The organism is Paraburkholderia podalyriae (assembly GCF_014397785.1).
GTDB lineage: Bacteria > Pseudomonadota > Gammaproteobacteria > Burkholderiales > Burkholderiaceae > Paraburkholderia > Paraburkholderia podalyriae.
Genome location: NZ_VZQQ01000004.1, coordinates 17,936 through 35,373, shown reverse-complemented (window position 1 = coordinate 35,373; position 17,438 = coordinate 17,936). Strand labels below are relative to the sequence as shown.

Genomic DNA, 17,438 nt, shown 5'->3' with positions numbered 1-17,438 from the left:
TCGTCCTCGGAGTAACAGGGAATCGAAATCAAAGTGTCAGCGGTGCCTGCCGCAACATCTCGGTCGCGGCGCTCCAGCTTTCCTCCGGCGTCAGCCAGCGGTCCTCCGCATCGACATGCTGTTGCGCGCGGAATTGCGTCGGCGACATGCCATAGCGCTCCTTGAATAGCCGCCCGAGCCGATTGCCGTCGCCCATTCCGCAGCGGCGCGCGATCTTGTCGACCGGCAAATCGGTGTTCTTCAGCATCGAGCGAACGATCTCGAAGCGTGTGCGCAGCAGATATTCGAGCGGCGTCATGCCGAACTCGCATTTAAAGCGGCGCTGGAAGTTGCGCTTGCTCATTGCAACCGATTCGGCGGCCTGCGCAACCGAAATTGCCTTGCTGTAGTTCTCCTTTATCCAGCGCGCCGATTCGCGAATCTTCTCCGTCGTCGTCGTGATGTTGACGTCGTCGAACTCCGAGCGGCTTTTCTCGGCGTAGCCGGTTTGCAGGACGCGGCCGATCTTGCGGGCGGTATCGGTATTGATGTCGCGTTCGATCTGCGCAAGCGCAAGATCGGTCGGCGTCACATTGCTTTGCGTGCGCGCGGCGTCACCGCTGTCATCGAACAGAAAGATCGGCACGATCGATTGCAGCGGATCGTTGCAGACGACCGCCAGATTGGCGCCCTGTTGCATGCCGAACGATGCGATCGATCCTTGCAGCGAGATCCACGATAGAAAGCGGTCGTTGGATTCCGCGACTTCGGTGACGTCGCGGCACGCGACGAAGAACGCGTGGAAATCGGCGAGACAGTACCGTTCGAGTCCTTGCGTCCAGATCGATATGCCAGAGGAACTGGTCACGAGACCGCCGCCGTCGGATACCACGGTAAACCGGTATGGCGCCTCTTCGCCAGCCGTTCTCTTGCACTCATTGGCAAGCCGGAACGCGTCGCCGATCGCGCCGGTACTTGCCATCGAACAATCCTGAAAGACGAATAGACCAATGTGCTTCATCACGCGAGCTTCTCCAGTCAGGAAAATCTACGCATTGAGATTAGCGCATCGAATTGGGCGAGACGAGCTTGGCCGGCATGCGTGGGTGTTTTGGCGTAATCGACAGGATCGCAGAAATTATTACCTCGCTATTCGCTGAAATGCGTGCTACCAATTAACGTTGCGCGGCATTTTTTTCCCGATCGATTAGCGCGATTCTTGCAAGCGAAATCAACCGGGATCAACGGAATGCGCCGAGTGGCATGGTTTCGGCGCGATTAGCGGGATAACGGCGTCATTTCTCGCACATAGACCGTGCAATTCGCGTTCTGTCGCGATGAACGGTGCTTGCCGTATAACTCTGTTACAGCAATTGCAGATCGCAACAAGCCTTTCTGGCTTCTGTTTCATTTGTAAAAGGCTCCGCGTTATCGGCCAATAGCACCTTACTTTGGGCCGCCGGCGAATGCCTTGATCCTTTGCGGACTATGCTTCACCGCAACATCGAGAGAGAAATTGTCAATCGCGGATTACGTGAATGGCGGGCTTCGCGTTCCCTGATTCGTGAGAAGAACAATCGGCAATGCCGCGGTGGATAAGCAATAGGTGTGTAGCCTTCCGTGGTTCGAGAGGTCCCCGAACACGGCTCCCCGACCTAACCCGACACAGCACGTCGCTTCGCCGTGCTGCCAGCCAATCGAGGGCCTATCCGGCCGGCGGCATAAACGGCGACGACGTGGCGACGCAAGGCGATCTCCGATCGTTTTGTTTCATCAACCTGCAAGGATCAGACCGGTGGATTACTATCCGCAAAACTCGCTCTATCCCGCTGCTGATACCGAGCGCAGACAGCTGACTGCCAGCGGGATGCTCACGTTAATGCGCGACCACATCTGGGAGATCGTGGTGACGACGGTCGTCGTCCTTACGCTCGCTGTCGCGTATCTTATGATTGCCACACCTATCTATTCCGCCGACGTAATCGTCCGCGTGGACCCGCCTGAACCGAACGCGCTCGGACTCGCGTTGCAAAACCAGGAACTGATGCCGCCGCCGGCGCCGTCGTCTGTCACCGAAATGGCGGTCATGGAAAGCCGGTCGGTTTTGCAGCCGGTCATCGACCAGTTCCGTTTCGACATTTCGGTGAAGCCGCACAAGCTTCCGGTGCTCGGCGACATTGCCGAAAAATTCGCTACGCCAGGACAGCCTTCTGCGCCGTGGCTCGGGCTGAAATCGTATGCATGGGGCGGCGAGCGTGTGCAGATCGCCGCGCTCGACGTACCGCGCGAACTCGAGGAGGAGAAGCTGACCTTGACCGCGCTCGAGCACGGCGCCTACGAATTGCACGCCCCGTCCGGCGAGTTGCTGGCGACAGGCGTGGTCGGCATGCCGGTCAAGCAGAACGGCGTGTCGATGCTCGTGAAGGAACTCGACGCGCGGCCGGGCACGAAGTTCGAAGTGATCCGCTGGAACGAACTGGATGCCATCAAGCGCTTCACGGGTCTCGTCAAGATAGGCGACAAGGTGAAGGACTCGGGGCTGCTGCAGATACAGTACCGCGACAAGAGTCCGGACAAAGCCGCGGCCGTCGCCAATGCATTGGGAGAGCAATACCTCGCATACGCGGTGGCGAGCCGGCAATCGAACGACACGCAGACGCTCGCGTTCATTAACGGTGAGCTTCCGCGCCTACTCGGCGATCTGCGAAAAGCCGAGGAAGCGCTGAAGAACTTCCGCTCGAACGCGCAATCGATGCAGCCGACCAACGAGGCGCAAGCCTATTTGCAGGGCGGTCTGGATCTCGACAAGCAGATCGCGGCGCTGCAATTGCAGCGCACGCAATTGCTCGAGCGCTACACCGAACAGAGCCGCTGGGTGCAGAACGTCGACGAGCAACTGACGCAGTTGAAAGAAGCGAAAGCGAAATTCTCCGACCATTTCAACGGCATGCCGGCGTCGGAGCGCGCGAGCGTCGATCTGATCCGTGCGCAGAAGGTTGCGGAAACGGTTTATCTCGGCATGGTGCAGAAAGCCGAGCAATTGCAGGTGCGCCGCGCCAGCACGACGGGTGGCGCGCACATTCTCGACCAGGCGATGAGACCGCATATGCCGGTCAGGCCGCAGCCGATTCTCGTGCTCGGCGGTGGCCTGGTACTCGGTATCGTGTCCGGTGTCATGTTGGTCTTCATGCGCCGCCACGTGATGATCGGCGTGACGGATCCGCGCTACGTCGAGCGTGAGTTGAGCGTGCCGATGTTTGGCGAGATTCTGTTCAGCCATCAGCAACTGCTGCTCGATCGGGATGCGACGACAGCGGGGCGCAAATCGCTGCCGTCAATGGCCGGGCGTGCCCATCCACCGGTGCCGAAAAGTCTGCACGACATTCAGCTCGATGCCGGCGGGCAGAGCAGGATTCTCGCCGCGCGCTTTCCGCACGACACGTCGGTCGAAGCGCTGCGCAGCGTACGGACCGCCCTCACGCGCGATCTCGCGCACGCGCGCAACAACATCGTGATGATCATCGGGCCCACGCCGTCCGCCGGCAAGAGCTTCGTCGCCGCGAATCTGGCGATCCTGCACGCGGAAATCGGTTCGCGCGTGGTACTGATCGATGCCGATATGCGGCGCGGTCATCTCGCCTCGCTATTCAACGAGAGCAATCGTGGCGGTCTTTCGGAAGTGCTGTCGGAACGCTTGCCGCTACGCAATGCGTTGCGCGCGACTCCTATCGACGGATTGACGTTCCTGTCGTGCGGCGTGCGCCCGGAGAACCCCGCCGCGCTGTTGATGAGGCCGCGCCTGAAGGATGTACTGGAGCGGCTGTCGACCCAGTTCGATCTGGTGATCATCGATACGCCGCCTTTCCTCGCGGTGACCGACGCATCGATCGTCGCGAACGAGGCGGGCGCGTCCTTGCTCGTGTTGCGCTCGGGCATGCAAAGCGAGGAGGAGATCGCCGACACGCTCAGAAAGGTGGAGCGCGCGGAAGGGCGCATTGCGGGCGCGGTGTTCAACGGCATTCCGCTGCGTCGAAGCACCAAGAACTATGGCTACGAAACGAACTATGCCAGCGATTTTGGCAACAACGACGTCGAGCAGCAAGCGCCGCGACGCGCCTGAGCGTGGGGGAACATCAACGCGGTAACGCGGGTTCGCGATGGCGTAAAACGGAGAATCAGATGGCCTTTGCAATCAACGGAAAGTTTACTTCGCAGCCCGTCACGGGGGTTCAACGCGTTGCGTATGAGCTGACGAGGGCCATGCAGATGCGCGCCGCACCGGGTGACGAACCCGAGGTGTTCGTGCCGCAAAATACGATCGAGCCGGGCGCATTGCTCAAGCGGCAACGGCGCTTTCCGTGGCTGCGCGGCACGTTGTGGGAGCAGATCACGCTGCCGATCGCCGCACGCGGCGTCACACTGCTGAGTTTGTGCAATACGAATCCACTGTTCAAGCACCATCAGGTCGTGATGGTTCACGACATGGCCATCTTTGACGTGCCGCAAGGCTTCTCGAGGAAATTCCGGCTCTGGTATCGCATCTGTTTCGCTCTATTGCCCCGCACGCGTCCGATCGTTCTTACGGTGTCGACGTTTTCGAAAATGCGTATCTGCCATCATCTGAAGATCGACGAATCGCGTGTGAAAGTGGTGGCACCCGGCGCAGATCATCTCGACCGTATCGTTGCCGACCCCTCGGTGTTGCAACGGCTCGAATTGAACAGGGACGCTTATTGCGTGGTCGTCGGCAGTCTCGACCCGCGAAAGAATCTGCGCGGCGTGCTCGATGCGATCGTGCGGCTCGGGCATCTGAGCGACGTCAAATTCGTCATTGTGGGAAAACAGTATCCGCGCATCTTCAGCAGTGCAGGCGTCGAGCATCCGGTGCATTCGCGGCAGGTGGTGTGGGCCGGATTCGTGTCGGACGCGGAGCTGAAGGGGCTGTACGAGAACGCTGGATGCCTCGTGTTTCCGTCGTTGTACGAAGGCTTCGGCTTGCCGCCTCTGGAAGCGATGTATTGCGGCTGTCCGGTGATCGCGTCCGCGCGCACGTCGATACCGGAAGCCTGCGGAGACGCCGCGATGTACTGCGACGCGACGTCTGCGGACGACATCGCCGCAAAGATCGCGCAGATGATGAGCGACGCCGATCTTCGTCAACGTTACCGCAACGCGGGGCTGCTGCATGCGCGCGAGTTTCGCTGGGAGCGCGCGGCGCAAACGGTGCTCGACATCCTCGATGTCAAGACCGGCGAACGGCTGTCCGAACTGACGCCGCGCGCGTCGACGAGCTAGCGATGGGTGAGCACGAACATGAGTACGAACATGGATCGCATGAAGACCCGTGCTGGCAGAAGACGTGCATTGCGCACACTCGCCGCGTTGGCGGCGGGTGCGGCCGGGCCGTTGTCGAATCTCAGGCCCGCTGTCGCATTGGTACGGGACGCAGCGCCCGCCAACGCGCGCGCCCGCATGATCACCGATCTGATCGGCGCGAACGGCTGGGCCGGATCGGCCGCTGACATCGAGATGTGGCGAGCGATGGGCATCAGTTGGGGGCGCGACACGGTCGGCCCCGGTCAGCCTCATGGGCCCGGCGAGGCGATGCGCATCGACAAAACGGGCTCGGCGTTCAATGGCGATCTGCCGCCGGCACTGTTGCGAAACGAACGCAATGGAATCGGTTCGCTGCTGCTGCTCGGCTTTACGCCGAGATGGAATGCGAGTGTGCCGGGCGACAGCAATTCGGCACCGGTCGATGTGGGCGCGTGGAAGCGGTATGTCGACGCGGTGGTCCGCAAGTATTCTGCGCCGCCTTATAACCTGCGCTATTTCCAGATCTGGAACGAGGCGGCCGGCAAGTTGTCCGGCGGCTTGCCGCAGTCCGTGTTCTGGCACGGCCCGGAGTTCAGCAAGGACGAAAAGCGCTCGAAACCGTACGAACGCGCGATGCAGGATTACGTCGAGCGCGTTCATATTCCGGCGGCACGCATCATTCGCAGTTATCGCTCGTATGTGGTCTATGGCGGCTGGCCGGATCAGGGCGGACTCGACAACTTCCGCCGCTGGCTCGAATACCGCAGCCCCATATTGAAAGAGCGCATGCTCGACTGGGTCGACTACATCGACACGCATTATCTGCCGGTCGCCGATATGGAATCGCTGTATCAGCAATACGTGAAGAACGGTCCCGCGCGCGGCATCTGGCAAACGGAGATTGGCAACGAGTACATCAAAGACCCGCACTATTTGCCGCGCTATTTCTTCGATTTCGCGGTGTGGGCGCTCGGCAGGAATTGGGACGATCCGGACAAGTACGTGTCGATGATCTATCACTGGGACGGCTATGAACCGTTTCGCCTCACGCATCCCGGTCCGCCTGAACGAACCTACAACGTTTCCGGTCGAAGCTTGATCGTGTTGCATCAAACCGCGGGTGGGCATCTGGCGAGTTTTTCGAAGCCGCTGCAGTGCGCCCCGGGGGTTACTGCGAATGCCTTGCTTTCCGGCAGCGACCTCGTGATGCAGGTGAGCAGCAGCGCGGGCTGGCAGAACATTTCCATCGGCGGGCTGCAAGCGCTGCGCGCGCGCGCGGTACAGGCCGATTTCATCGACGCGCTGAGCGGCGAGGCGAGCACATCGGGCAATGTTGTATTGAATTGGGACAACGATTTGATGAACGTGCGATTCAAGGTACCCGACCAGGTGAACGGCGCAGGTAACAATCCGCCCAAACATCTGGCTTATCTGGTGGTACGTCGTGTGACGCAGGGAGTGGCATAGCGATATTTCGCGAGCTTGACGGCCGCCGGGAGCCGGCGGATCGAACCTGATGGATAGCGTTGACACATCATGAAACAGGTCACCATTGCGATTTGCAATTACAACTACGAGCGCTATCTGGCTGCGGCCATCGACTCGGCGCTCGCGCAGGACTATCCGGCGACCACGGTGATGGTCGTCGACGATGGCTCGACCGACGCTTCACGCGAAATCATCGCAAGCTATGGCGATCGCGTGCTGCCGCTGTGCAAGAAGAATGGCGGACAGGTATCCGCCTACAACTGCGCAATCGCGTCGCTCACCACCGGGTATGTGATCTTTCTCGATTCCGACGACGTGCTGTACCCCTCCGCAGTCACCGAAGTGATGCGCTTTTTCGAGGACGGCGAGTGGGCCAAGGTGCAATTCCGGCTCGACGTGATGGACCACGAAGGTGCATTGACGGGGGCCTACGTGCCGCATAGCGAGCCGCCACACGACTGCGGCAGGCTGTTGCGCCGCGGTTGGCTTTATCCGTCGCCGCCCGCCTCCGGCAATGCTTACCGGGTGAGTGCGCTCAAGCAGATCTTCCCGGTCCCCGAAGAGGGCGTGAATCGCTATGGCGCGGACTTTTACGCAATTTATGGCGTCGCGCTGACTGGACCTGTCGCGACCGTGCCGAAGTCGCTAGGCGGCTACCGGGTGCATAACGCGGGCAGTGAATCCGTGTCGTTCGCGAACTCGGAACAACTGACCAAAGCGCCGCGCGCGTTCAACATGCGCTGGGCCATCCTGCGCAACATTGCCAACGTCCGGCTCGACATCGAACTACCGGCGACATTTCTCGACTTCTCGCACGAGAAAGCGAGGTTCTGCTCTTCCGTTTATCGCGCCACGCTTTTCAGGCGTTGGCATTGGATGCTGCTCGATTCGCGCAACTATCTGCATACGATCATCGCGAATCCGTTCTGGAGCCTGAAGAAGAAGCTCGGCACGCTCGTACTGTCGAGTCTATGTCTCGTGCCTTACTCGCCGCTGTCGGATTTCGCGGTGCGTTATATCGCGAACCCGCTTGCGCGCCATCGTGTCGCAGGACGCTGAGGCGAAGGGGGACGGCATGGATAGACGAGCGAGCGCAAACGTAATCGCATTTATGTACGGCGGCTACCTGTTGAGGTATGTGTACCTCCTCATTGTCGTGCCGTTCTATGGAAGAGTGCTGGGTGTGGCGGAGTATGGGCGGGTGCTCGCGTCGATGTCGCTGTCGAACGTGATATGGATGCTCGTCAGCTTCGGCTTCACGTTCGTCGGCATGCGCGAGATGGCGAAAGCGCGGTCGCCGCGGGAATGCAATGCGATTTACTCGCTGCATGTCAGCGCGCGCCTGGTGCTCGCCGCGATCGGCGCGGTCATCGGCATCGTCGCGACGTGGAGCTCGCCGGTCTTGTCGGAGCAGCCGCTGATCGGCCTGCTCGCGACCTTGCTCGGCATCGTGCAGGCGCTGAATCTCGGCTGGCTATATCAGGGGCGGCATTACTTTCGCACGCCGATCATCATCGAAGTGTTCGGCTTCGCTCTGAGTCTCGCGCTGGTGCTGACGCTCGTCAAAGGACCGGATGACGCCGTTTGGGTGTTGGCGAGTTCGCTGATCGCGGCTATCGCGTCGTCGATCGTTTCGTATGGATTGGCGACATGGCAACTCGGCTTGCCACGTCTCAGGTTTTCCGGCGTCGTGCCGCTCGTGCGCAACTCGACGATGCTGTTCTGCTATTCGTCTGGCTCGATCGTGTTGACGGCATCGTCGACGTATTTGCTGACCTTGTTCTCAACGCCCGCGCAGGTCGGCTATTTCGGCGCGGCTGAGCGTTTCGCGACGATCGGACTGGGCCTGATGGCCCCCGCGGCGCAGGTCTTTATTCCGACGATAACCCGGCAACTCGCGCAGGGCGACAAGGCAGGCGCGCATGTCACGACGCGGCGCGGCGCCATGTTGCTGATCGGCTACGGCGTACTCGTGTTGTGCGGCGCGTTGACGCTTTCGCCCTTCGTGTTGCCGCTGATCCTCGGCGCTGCGTTCGAGCCGAGTGTGCATGTATTGCAGGTGTTCGCATGGATGTTCCCGTTCGCGGCCTTCAATGAGCTGGTCGCATTCTATGTATTCGTGCCGCGCAGGAAAGACCGGGTGCTCGCGATTGCCGGCGCCGCCGCGGCGCTGGTCAATCTCGCGTCGGCGCTGGTTCTCGCGCCGCGTTTCGGCGCGATTGGCATGGCGTCTGCTCGGGTGATCGGCGAAGCGGCGTTGTCGGTGACGCTGCTCAGCGTATTGATTCACCTCGAGCTGGTCGGCCTGTTGCCCGGCGCCGAGAGGGCACTAGCGCGGGTGCGGGTGGTGTGTGGGCTTCGTACGCAGGCGGGCGGCGCAAAGGACGACTGAAGTAGCGCGTGGGTGTGCGGAAGTTTGGTTGGTTCGTGACCAGGAGGTCGAAGTGAAAGTCGCTATTGTTCACGATTGGCTGGTAGTGTCCGGCGGCGCCGAGAAAGTATTGAAGAACATCATCGAGTGCTTTCCGGACGCGGACGTCTTTTCGATTGTCGATTTTCTCGAAGACCGCGATTGCGTGAAGGGGAAGTCCGTCAACACGTCGTTCATCCAGAAGATGCCCTTTGCGCGAAGACGATACCGCGCCTATCTGCCGTTGATGCCGATTGCGATCGAGCAGGTGGATCTGTCCGGCTACGATCTCGTCATTTCGAGTTCGCACGCGGTCGCCAAAGGTGTGTTGACCGGGCCGAACCAGGTGCATATCAGCTACATTCATTCGCCGATCCGCTATGCGTGGGATCTGCAACACCAGTACCTGCGCGAATCGCATCTGGACACAGGTCTGCGCTCGGTCTTGGCGCGGGTGCTGCTTCATTACATTCGAGGCTGGGATTCGCGTTCCGCGAACGGCGTCGATCATCTCGTCGCGAATTCTCAGTTCATTGCGCGCCGCATAAAAAAGGCCTATCAGCGCGAAGCGACCGTGATCTATCCGCCAGTCGATCTGGCGAATATGTCCATTGGTACGGAGAAAGAGGATTTCTACGTGACGGCGTCGCGGATGGTGCCTTATAAGCGTATCGATCTGATCGTTCAGGCCTTTTCGCAAACGCCCGAGCGCAAGCTGGTCGTGATCGGCGACGGTCCCGAGATGAAGAAGATCAAATCGGTGGCCGGCGGTAACGTACAGATTCTCGGGCATCAGCCCTCCGATGTGCTGGTCGATCATTTGCGGCGCGCGCGCGCATTCGTGTTCGCGGCGGAAGAAGACTTCGGCATTTCGGTGGTCGAAGCGCAGGCATGCGGCACGCCGGTGATCGCCTTCGGCCGCGGCGGCGCGCTTGAATCGGTGGTGGGATTGCCGCTAGAACGACCCACCGGCGTTTTCTTCGGTGAGCAAACCACTGGGTCCTTGCTCGAAGCCGTTAGCCGGTTCGAGAGCCACGTAGCCTTATTCGACGCACGCGTGTGCCGCAAGAATGCCGAGCGCTTTTCGTCGGAGAATTTCAAGAACGCGCTGATGGGCTTCGTCGACGCCCGGCTTCCGTATGCGTGCGTCGAACAGTTTCTTCCCTATGCGCCGAGTCAGTCGCTGCCGGCAGAAGAGCGTCATCTTGCCGACGTTACGCCGTGAGTCGGGCGCTGGGGTACGGGCGGGGGTTGTGTAGCTCGCGTACCCGCGATGCCCGCCTTGCGCGCTCCGCGCGGACCGGGCCGGAATGCGGTGACCGCTAGCGGACGCGCGGCGAGCAGCAGCGAGATCACCAGAGAAAGAATCAATACATTCGACGGCGTGACCAGCCGATGCTCGGTTGCCGACATCACCAGCAGGCAAACCGACGAAATCTCGACGAAGCGGAACGCCGCGAACTGCCGGCCCCCCGCGACCAACGCGGCATACGCCGCCCCCTGCTTGCTCCAGTCGATCAGTCTCCAGAAGAACGCGAGGATCAGCGTCAAGCCGACGGCGCCGAGCTCTGCCAGGATATTCAGGAACGAGTTGTGAGCATGCGAGTCGCTGTGCTCGATCACGATGTCGGACGGCACCGCGAACAGATGGAAGTACGAAGCGAGGCTGCCGATATGGTCGTCGAAGGAGCCGAAGCCGAGACCGACGAGCGGGCTTTGCTCGAAATACGCGAGCGCTCGCGGCCACAACCACTCGTAGCGAATGTTCAGGTTGTTGACCTTGGCGTCATTGGCGTGGATCGCGAACGTATAGCCCATGTAGTCGACGTTCGGCTCGGTATGGTAGATCGCGATGGCGAGCGAGGCGGCCAGCAGCACGGCGATCAGCGAGCCCAGAATCCAGCGCTTGCGGCCAAAGTACAGATAGGGCAGAACCGCCGCGGCGCCAAGCAGCGAGCCGCGGCTATAGGTCGAAAACAGCATCAGCACATTGCAGACGAGCAGCGCGATCAGCAGTTTGCTGCGCTTTTGCAGGTAGCAGGCTACGCCGAGACAGAACAGCATCGCCAGAAAGCCGCCGGCCGCGTTGCGGGCAATGAAGTAGCTGCCGAAACTGTCGGCCGGGTTCACGAAGATGCTGAACAGCCCGTTCGTGGCGATGTAGTAGACGTACATCGGCAGATTGACGAGGACCGCGAAAATGAACAACGCGCGCAGGATCCTGTTCAGATCCCAGCGATGGGCGTATACACAACCGGCAAAAATGGGCGCATAGGAGATGAAAAAATTGCCATCGCGCCGATAGAAGTCGAAGTCGACGAACGACTGCGGATCATAGAGCAGCGTCGAGACGATCGCGAGCGCCGTAAAAGCGGTGAGCGGCGTGATGAACGCCGGGTAACTGCGGCCGTAAAAGCGCCATGCGAGCAATAGCAGCGGAACAAAGCCGATCGCACTGATGGGCACGAAGTTCGTGACCGTCAGGAAAAGTGCGAGTAGCGAGAGATAGGCCATTGCAACTCCAGAATAGCGGATGGCGCGCCGGTTGGGTTGTGCCCATGCGCTGGATGATGGCGAGATTGGGAAAAGCGGAAAACTCACAGTGTGGCCGCGCAGCATCACACCGTTGTTTATCTTTGACATGAATGCCGCGGCACGTTCATCAAACGGTAGCACGTGTGAGCGCTTATTTCCAATCGCGCGCTTCTTCTGCAATACAAGTGCAAGCTCGTTCGCAAGCTTGCTAAACGCAGTCCGCGAGCGCCGCCAAAACTTCCGCGCTTCGCGCCAGATGGGCCGCGTCGCAACGCGGTCTCACTATGATGAATTCATCGGGGCACGACGTCGACAGGATTCGATGCACGTCTTGCCGCACTCGTTCTTTCGATTTCAATCGTTTTCCGATCGTCGTTGTCGAGCAGACTACTGCGATCCCGCCAGTCAGTTTCCGTACCTCCCGGTCGAACCGGATTCGCTGTCGGCGCATGCATGTTGTCACTGCGAACTGAACTGCTGGTCTTGGTCCGTTCGATGCGGACGCCCTGTCGATAAATCGCATGAGACAGCATTTGCGTGGATCGCGGCACACCGCGTTATACGGTGTCGTCCAGGCAGAGGCGTTCCTGGGCGGTTTCAATGCGAAGGAGTTGGCAATGGGCAAGGTTACGGCGGCAGCGGCCGCGCTGGATGTCGAAACGATACGGCCGGACTCTGCCGAGGTGGAGTTTCCGACGCTCGTGCAGGTGATTCTCGCTGGTGGTTCCGGCACCCGGTTGTGGCCGGTGTCGCGCGAACAGTTTCCAAAGCAGCTGATCGACGTGATCGGCAATCAGACTTTGCTGCAAGCGACGATGGGGCGCATGGCGGGTTTCGATGGCGCATGGAACATCGCGGCCGATCCCGTGATCGTCTGCGGCACCGAGCATTATTTCGCCACTTACGAACAGGCACGCGAGATCGGCGTGAACGCGCGGATCGTGGTCGAGCCCGGCCGTCGCGACACGGCGCCGGCCCTGACGCTTGCCGCGCTGACGGCATGCGCGGAAGACGAAGACGCGATCCTCGTCGCGATGCCCGCCGATCATGCGATCGCGAATCTGGAAGCGCTTCATCACGCGCTCGACATCGCCGCGACGCATGCGCGCGACGGCGCGATCGTCACGCTAGGCGTGCCGCCTGAACGGCCCGACGCGGGCTTTGGTTACATCCGCCTCGGCGATGCGTTGCCCGATGGTGCGCGCCGCATCGAGCGCTTCGTCGAGAAGCCTGCGGCGGAACTCGCGGCCCAATATGTCGCATCGGGCAGTTACTGGTGGAATAGCGGCATCTTCGTCGTACGCGCGTCGGTGTGGCTATCGATCATCGAACAGTTTCAGCCGGACATGCACGCGGCCTGCGTTCAGGCGTGCCGCGATGCGAAGAAGACTGAAGAATGCATCATGCCGGACGCTGACGGGTTTCTGCGTTCTCCGTCCGACTCGATCGACTATGCGGTGATGGAGCAGCTTGGCAAACCGGAGTCGGCGTTTTCCGGCGTGGTGGTGCCGCTCGAAGCAGGTTGGTCCGATCTCGGCTCGTGGGATGCCGTCTGGCAAGCGATGGACAAGGACGACTGCGGCAACGCCGCGAGCGGCCGTGTGCTGTTTGAAGGGGCCACCGCGACATATGCACGCTCGCAAGGAGGCAGGCTTCTTGCCTGCGTCGGCACCAACAACATGATCGTGATCGAAACCGACGACGCGGTGCTCGTCGCGGATCGCTCGCATGTACAGGACATCAAGGGACTCGTGTCGCGGATCAGACGCGAAAAATCTCCGGAAGCCAATGCGCACAGAAAAGTCCGCCGCCCATGGGGCTTTTACGACTCGATCGATCATGGCGATCGCTTTCAGGTGAAGCGCATCGTCGTGATGCCAGGCGGCCGCCTGTCGTTGCAGATGCATCATCATCGCGCCGAGCATTGGGTCGTGGTATGCGGAACGGCACTCGTCACGCGCGGAGAAGAGCAGTTTCTTCTCGGCGAAAACGAATCGACCTACATCCCGTTGGGTGTTCGCCATCGGCTCGAAAATCCGGGCCGGGTGCCGCTGCAGATCATCGAGGTGCAGTCGGGTACTTATCTCGGCGAAGACGACATCGTCCGTTTCGACGACAAGTACGGGCGCTGTGACTGATGATGCCGCGGAGTCGACCCGATACCGGCTATGAGGGGGCTGTGATGCGCTTGCTAAGCGGTCTACTGGCGAGAATTTTCGACGTCGCGATGATTGTGGGGGGAGCCTGCGCGGCCTCGCAGATCCGCTTCGACGGCGGCTCGCAACGGAACTTCTACTTCGCGTTCGTCGCCTTCGCTGCGGCGTTTGCTCTGGCGGTCTTTCCGGCGCTCGGCGTCTACGAGTCGTGGCGCGGCCGCTCGAAAAGAGCGCTCGCGAGCCATGTGGCGCTCGGTTGGCTCGTCGTCCAGGCTTGCGCGATGGCGTTGATGTTCTCGTTGCACCAGATCGACTTCGTGTCGCGGCTCTGGTTCGTGTACTGGACCGGCATCTCGGGCGCGGCGATGATGGCCGGCCGGATGGCCACGCATGCGCTGCTCGGCCGCATGCGCCACGCCGGGATCAATCTGCAACACGTCGCGGTGGCGGCGTGCGGCGAACATTGCGATGAGATCATCCGCAAGATCGAGATGTCGCCCGCCGCCGGCTTTCGCGCGAATGCGTTGTATAACCTGCATCCCGGCTGCTGCATCCCGCCGCGTTCGTCGGTACCGGTCTTCGAACAGCAGGCCGAGTTCGCGCGCTACGTGCGGGAACAGCAGATCGGCGAAGTGTGGCTGGCACTGCCGCTCACCGAGGAGCGCGCGATTCTCAAACTGGCCGCGGAGTTTCGCAACGACCTGATCAATGTGCGCTTCATGCCCGACGTGCGCACGCTCGCGCTATTCGAAGGGAGCATGACCGAGTTGCTTGGCTTGCCGACGATCAATCTCGCCGCGTCGCCGCTGCCGCCGAATGCGCTGGTGCAGAAAGAACTGTTCGACCGTCTGTTCGCGCTCGTCGCATTGATCGCGATTGCGCCGATTCTGCTGGGCTGCGCGATTGCCGTCAAACTGAGTTCGCGCGGGCCGGTGTTTTTCAGGCAGCGCCGCAAAGGGGCGGACGGCCGCGTATTTACGATCTACAAGTTCCGTACGATGCGCTTGCACGAGCAGAAGCCGGGCATTCTCGAACAGGCCACGCGCGGCGATCCACGCATCACGACCGTCGGCGCGTTCCTGCGCCGCACGAGTCTCGACGAACTGCCGCAGTTCTTCAACGTGCTGCGCGGCGATATGTCGGTAGTGGGGCCGCGTCCGCATGCGCTCGAACACGACGTTCTGTACCAGAACATCGTGTCGGGCTATATCCACCGTTATCGGATCAAACCCGGCATCACCGGCTGGGCGCAGATCAACGGCTATCGCGGCGAGACCGATCGCCTCGAAAAGATGGAGGGCCGCGTCGCACACGATCTGTACTACCTGCGCAACTGGTCGTTCTGGCTCGACGTGAAGATCATTCTGGCCACGATTTTCAAGGGACTTCATCATCCAAACGCATACTGAGCATGATGCTATCTGGCGTTGAGAAGGTAGTGAGACGAACCGCGAAGCGGGTTTCGCTGTACCGCTTCCATCATGATCACGGTTTGCAGGCGAGAAAAATATTGCAGCGACTCGAAAGCAGGTACGGCAAACCCGATCCGAACAACCTGCGGCTTGCAGACACCTACGCGCGAGACGTGTTCGGCGACGCGGTCTACGCACCCTGGCTGCGCGTTTATACCGCGTTTCGCGGCACGTTCAAGGAAGGCTGGATTCCCGACAACTACTACGGCATCGTCGTCGTGCCGCATCTGCAAGGCTGGTACGGCAAGATTTCGAGCCTGAAGCCGATTTCACGGCTGATCTTCGGTGGCGACGAATTGCCGGACGTCGCGTACTTTGCCAATGGGCTGTTCTTTACGGATAAAAGCGTCGTGGTGCCCGAGCGCGATCTGAAAGACGTCGTGTTCGAGCATGCCGAGCGCGTCGTATTCAAGCTCGACGGCTCCGGTCAGGGCAACGGCGTCTATTTCTTCGACCGCGCCAACTTCGACCCGGCGGTCATCCGGTCGCTCGGCAATGGCGTGATTCAGACGTTCATCGACCAGCACCGTCTGTTCACTACGTTTGCTTCGAAGCCCGTGGCGACATTGCGCTTCACGACCGTGGTGGACGACGCCGGCCGCATTTCGATTCGGGCCTGCTACTTGCGGCTCGGCAGAGCGGACGATACGCATGTGCTGAGCGATCGCGAGGTATGCGTGCCGGTCAAACTCGAAACGGGCGAGTTGTGCGACGACGGGTATATGAGCGACTGGGGCGCGGTGGATGCGCATCCAGACTCGGGCGCGCGCTTTGCGGGCGTGAAGATTCCGTGTTTCGACAAATGCATGACCACCGTACTACGCCTGCACAGGCAGATTCCATTTGCGCGCTGCATCGGCTGGGACCTCACGGTCGATGCGAACGACCAGGTCAAGGTGATGGAGTGGAACGGCAAGCACAACGACGTCAAATTCAGTGAGGCTACGCAAGGTCCGTGCTTCGCGGATCTGAACTGGGAACGGCTCAGAGCCGAACCCGAGTCTGCACGGCTGCCACCAGGCTGATCGGGCAGGCCAAAAAAACGCAGCGGGAGACACGACGTGAGCGAACAGTTATGGTGCGTCCACATTGAAGGACTGAACGACTTCATTGCCGTCGATTCGGAGGAAACGGCGCGGAGCGAGGCATCGGAGATCAATGCGTATATCGATCGTGCCGACAGAAGCTCGCGTGCCGCCCGCCTGCGCGCGGTGGTGGTCGAATGGCCGTATAGCGCCGACGCCCACGCAAGAGCGCTCGATGACGACTGGCACGATCTGCAACGTATGCCGCACAAACAACAGGCCGTCGCGCGGTCTGGCGGCGGTGGGCTGGCCAATCTCGCGCGACGCGTCAGAGAACTGCTGAGCGTCGCGCGCACGGGCAAGGACGATGCATGAAGCGCCACGAGCTCGCCACGGAAAATGGTGGCGGGTGCTGGATCACGGTTTGCGGGGGAGTGGCGCGAAATGTTCTCCGTCACGTCGATTGGTAACGATATAGCCATCTCGCTTGCGTAACTTCATAAAGAAGAGTACAGGCGCCGTATTCGGATCGCCGCCACATTCGGGCGTATGTCTCTCGTGAACGCCGACCATGAAATGGCTTTTCTGGTCCGATACGTCGAACAGCAGGCATTGGGTGCGGTTGGAGGATTGGTGATAGGTCTGAGTGACTTCGGCTGCCCGGTCCGCTGCCTGATCCGCTGTTAGGATCGCCCGCCCCGATGCCATCGCATGCGCGCTGGCGAGCAGCAGGCCGAAGGTCAGGAATCGTACCCTCATGGTTTTACCGGTTTCACCGAATGTCATATTGGTCGAGATGGCGTGAGCGAATGATGTTGATTAATTTGCGCCGTACTGCGTCGGTGCTGATGGCCTTTGTACGACTCCCGAAAACCCACAACGGGGCCACCAAGCTACACCTGACAGTCAACGGTTGGCTATGGGCGAAGGATGAAACCGATAACCCCCGGTGATCGGTGTATCCAAACAATTCATTAGTCAACTATCACCCGGCTCCTGATAATGTCCGCACAAAACAGGCCATAGCGGACGCCAGCGTCGGAGCATCGGCGCGGGT

The 17,438-nt window shown here is 60.6% G+C and carries 13 protein-coding genes; 10 read left to right on the top strand and 3 right to left on the bottom strand.

Translation table 11 applies throughout. The annotated features are described in order from the left end of the window. Positions 1–28: 28 nt before the first annotated feature. The gene (locus F6X42_RS05595) at positions 29–961 is read right to left on the bottom strand and encodes a helix-turn-helix domain-containing protein (RefSeq protein WP_187633252.1); all 933 of its coding nucleotides are present in this window, start codon (positions 959–961) and stop codon (positions 29–31) included. Between the two features lie 813 nt (positions 962–1,774). Here F6X42_RS05595 and F6X42_RS05590 point away from each other — a divergent pair. The 6 genes from F6X42_RS05590 to F6X42_RS05565 all read left to right on the top strand — a co-directional run bounded on the left by F6X42_RS05590 (position 1,775) and on the right by F6X42_RS05565 (position 10,418). Continuing rightward, a complete protein-coding gene (locus F6X42_RS05590) occupies positions 1,775–4,099 on the top strand; it encodes a polysaccharide biosynthesis tyrosine autokinase (RefSeq protein ID WP_187633251.1) in 2,325 nt (774 codons plus the stop codon). Positions 4,100–4,158: 59 nt separating this feature from the next. After that, entirely contained in the window at positions 4,159–5,274 is a 1,116-nt protein-coding gene (locus tag F6X42_RS05585; RefSeq protein WP_187633250.1) for a glycosyltransferase family 4 protein, read from the top strand. Between the two features lie 30 nt (positions 5,275–5,304). Further along, positions 5,305–6,762: a hypothetical protein gene (locus F6X42_RS05580; protein WP_246529977.1), complete on the top strand. Its 1,458-nt coding sequence runs from the start codon at positions 5,305–5,307 to the stop codon at positions 6,760–6,762. A gap of 69 nt (positions 6,763–6,831) precedes the next feature. Continuing rightward, positions 6,832–7,842 carry a glycosyltransferase family 2 protein gene (locus tag F6X42_RS05575; RefSeq protein WP_187633248.1) on the top strand — a complete coding sequence of 337 codons (1,011 nt, stop codon included), beginning with the start codon at positions 6,832–6,834 and terminating at the stop codon, positions 7,840–7,842. Between the two features lie 16 nt (positions 7,843–7,858). Next, positions 7,859–9,175, top strand: a complete 1,317-nt coding sequence (locus tag F6X42_RS05570; RefSeq protein ID WP_187633247.1) for a lipopolysaccharide biosynthesis protein — start codon at positions 7,859–7,861, stop codon at positions 9,173–9,175. A 52-nt stretch (positions 9,176–9,227) separates the two neighbouring features. Further along, a complete protein-coding gene (locus F6X42_RS05565; RefSeq protein WP_187633246.1) occupies positions 9,228–10,418 on the top strand; it encodes a glycosyltransferase family 4 protein in 1,191 nt (396 codons plus the stop codon). Here F6X42_RS05565 and F6X42_RS05560 read toward each other — a convergent pair. Continuing rightward, positions 10,394–11,707: an O-antigen ligase family protein gene (locus F6X42_RS05560; protein ID WP_187633245.1), complete on the bottom strand. Its 1,314-nt coding sequence runs from the start codon at positions 11,705–11,707 to the stop codon at positions 10,394–10,396. The genes F6X42_RS05565 and F6X42_RS05560 overlap by 25 nt on opposite strands. Before the next feature lie 638 nt (positions 11,708–12,345). Between F6X42_RS05560 and F6X42_RS05555 the strand changes: the two genes are divergently transcribed. From F6X42_RS05555 to F6X42_RS05540, 4 genes are read left to right on the top strand one after another with little or no spacing between them, the layout of a single operon-like run. Continuing rightward, positions 12,346–13,866, top strand: coding sequence for a mannose-1-phosphate guanylyltransferase/mannose-6-phosphate isomerase (locus tag F6X42_RS05555; RefSeq protein ID WP_187633244.1), 1,521 nt, complete (start codon positions 12,346–12,348; stop codon positions 13,864–13,866). A 44-nt stretch (positions 13,867–13,910) separates the two neighbouring features. Beyond that, the gene (locus F6X42_RS05550; RefSeq protein WP_187633491.1) at positions 13,911–15,293 is read left to right on the top strand and encodes an undecaprenyl-phosphate glucose phosphotransferase; all 1,383 of its coding nucleotides are present in this window, start codon (positions 13,911–13,913) and stop codon (positions 15,291–15,293) included. 2 nt (positions 15,294–15,295) lie between these two features. Beyond that, a complete protein-coding gene (locus F6X42_RS05545; protein WP_187633243.1) occupies positions 15,296–16,381 on the top strand; it encodes a sugar-transfer associated ATP-grasp domain-containing protein in 1,086 nt (361 codons plus the stop codon). Between the two features lie 36 nt (positions 16,382–16,417). After that, positions 16,418–16,756, top strand: coding sequence for a hypothetical protein (locus tag F6X42_RS05540; RefSeq protein ID WP_187633242.1), 339 nt, complete (start codon positions 16,418–16,420; stop codon positions 16,754–16,756). Positions 16,757–16,798: 42 nt separating this feature from the next. On the opposite strand, the gene F6X42_RS05535 is transcribed toward F6X42_RS05540, so the two are convergent. Continuing rightward, positions 16,799–17,167 carry a hypothetical protein gene (locus F6X42_RS05535; RefSeq protein WP_187633241.1) on the bottom strand — a complete coding sequence of 123 codons (369 nt, stop codon included), beginning with the start codon at positions 17,165–17,167 and terminating at the stop codon, positions 16,799–16,801. Positions 17,168–17,438 lie beyond the last annotated feature (271 nt).

Excerpts from the sequence above, each read along its gene's own strand:
- F6X42_RS05580 (WP_246529977.1), top strand. The coding sequence starts at position 5,305 with ATGGATCGCATGAAGACCCGTGCTGGCAGAAGACGTGCATTGCGCACA.
- F6X42_RS05575 (WP_187633248.1), top strand. The coding sequence starts at position 6,832 with ATGAAACAGGTCACCATTGCGATTTGCAATTACAACTACGAGCGCTAT.
- F6X42_RS05545 (WP_187633243.1), top strand. The coding sequence starts at position 15,296 with ATGATGCTATCTGGCGTTGAGAAGGTAGTGAGACGAACCGCGAAGCGG.
- F6X42_RS05535 (WP_187633241.1), bottom strand. The coding sequence starts at position 17,167 with ATGACATTCGGTGAAACCGGTAAAACCATGAGGGTACGATTCCTGACC.
- F6X42_RS05550 (WP_187633491.1), top strand. The coding sequence starts at position 13,911 with ATGCGCTTGCTAAGCGGTCTACTGGCGAGAATTTTCGACGTCGCGATG.
- F6X42_RS05555 (WP_187633244.1), top strand. The coding sequence starts at position 12,346 with ATGGGCAAGGTTACGGCGGCAGCGGCCGCGCTGGATGTCGAAACGATA.
- F6X42_RS05560 (WP_187633245.1), bottom strand. The coding sequence starts at position 11,707 with ATGGCCTATCTCTCGCTACTCGCACTTTTCCTGACGGTCACGAACTTC.
- F6X42_RS05595 (WP_187633252.1), bottom strand. The coding sequence starts at position 961 with ATGGCAAGTACCGGCGCGATCGGCGACGCGTTCCGGCTTGCCAATGAG.
- F6X42_RS05570 (WP_187633247.1), top strand. The coding sequence starts at position 7,859 with ATGGATAGACGAGCGAGCGCAAACGTAATCGCATTTATGTACGGCGGC.
- F6X42_RS05585 (WP_187633250.1), top strand. The coding sequence starts at position 4,159 with ATGGCCTTTGCAATCAACGGAAAGTTTACTTCGCAGCCCGTCACGGGG.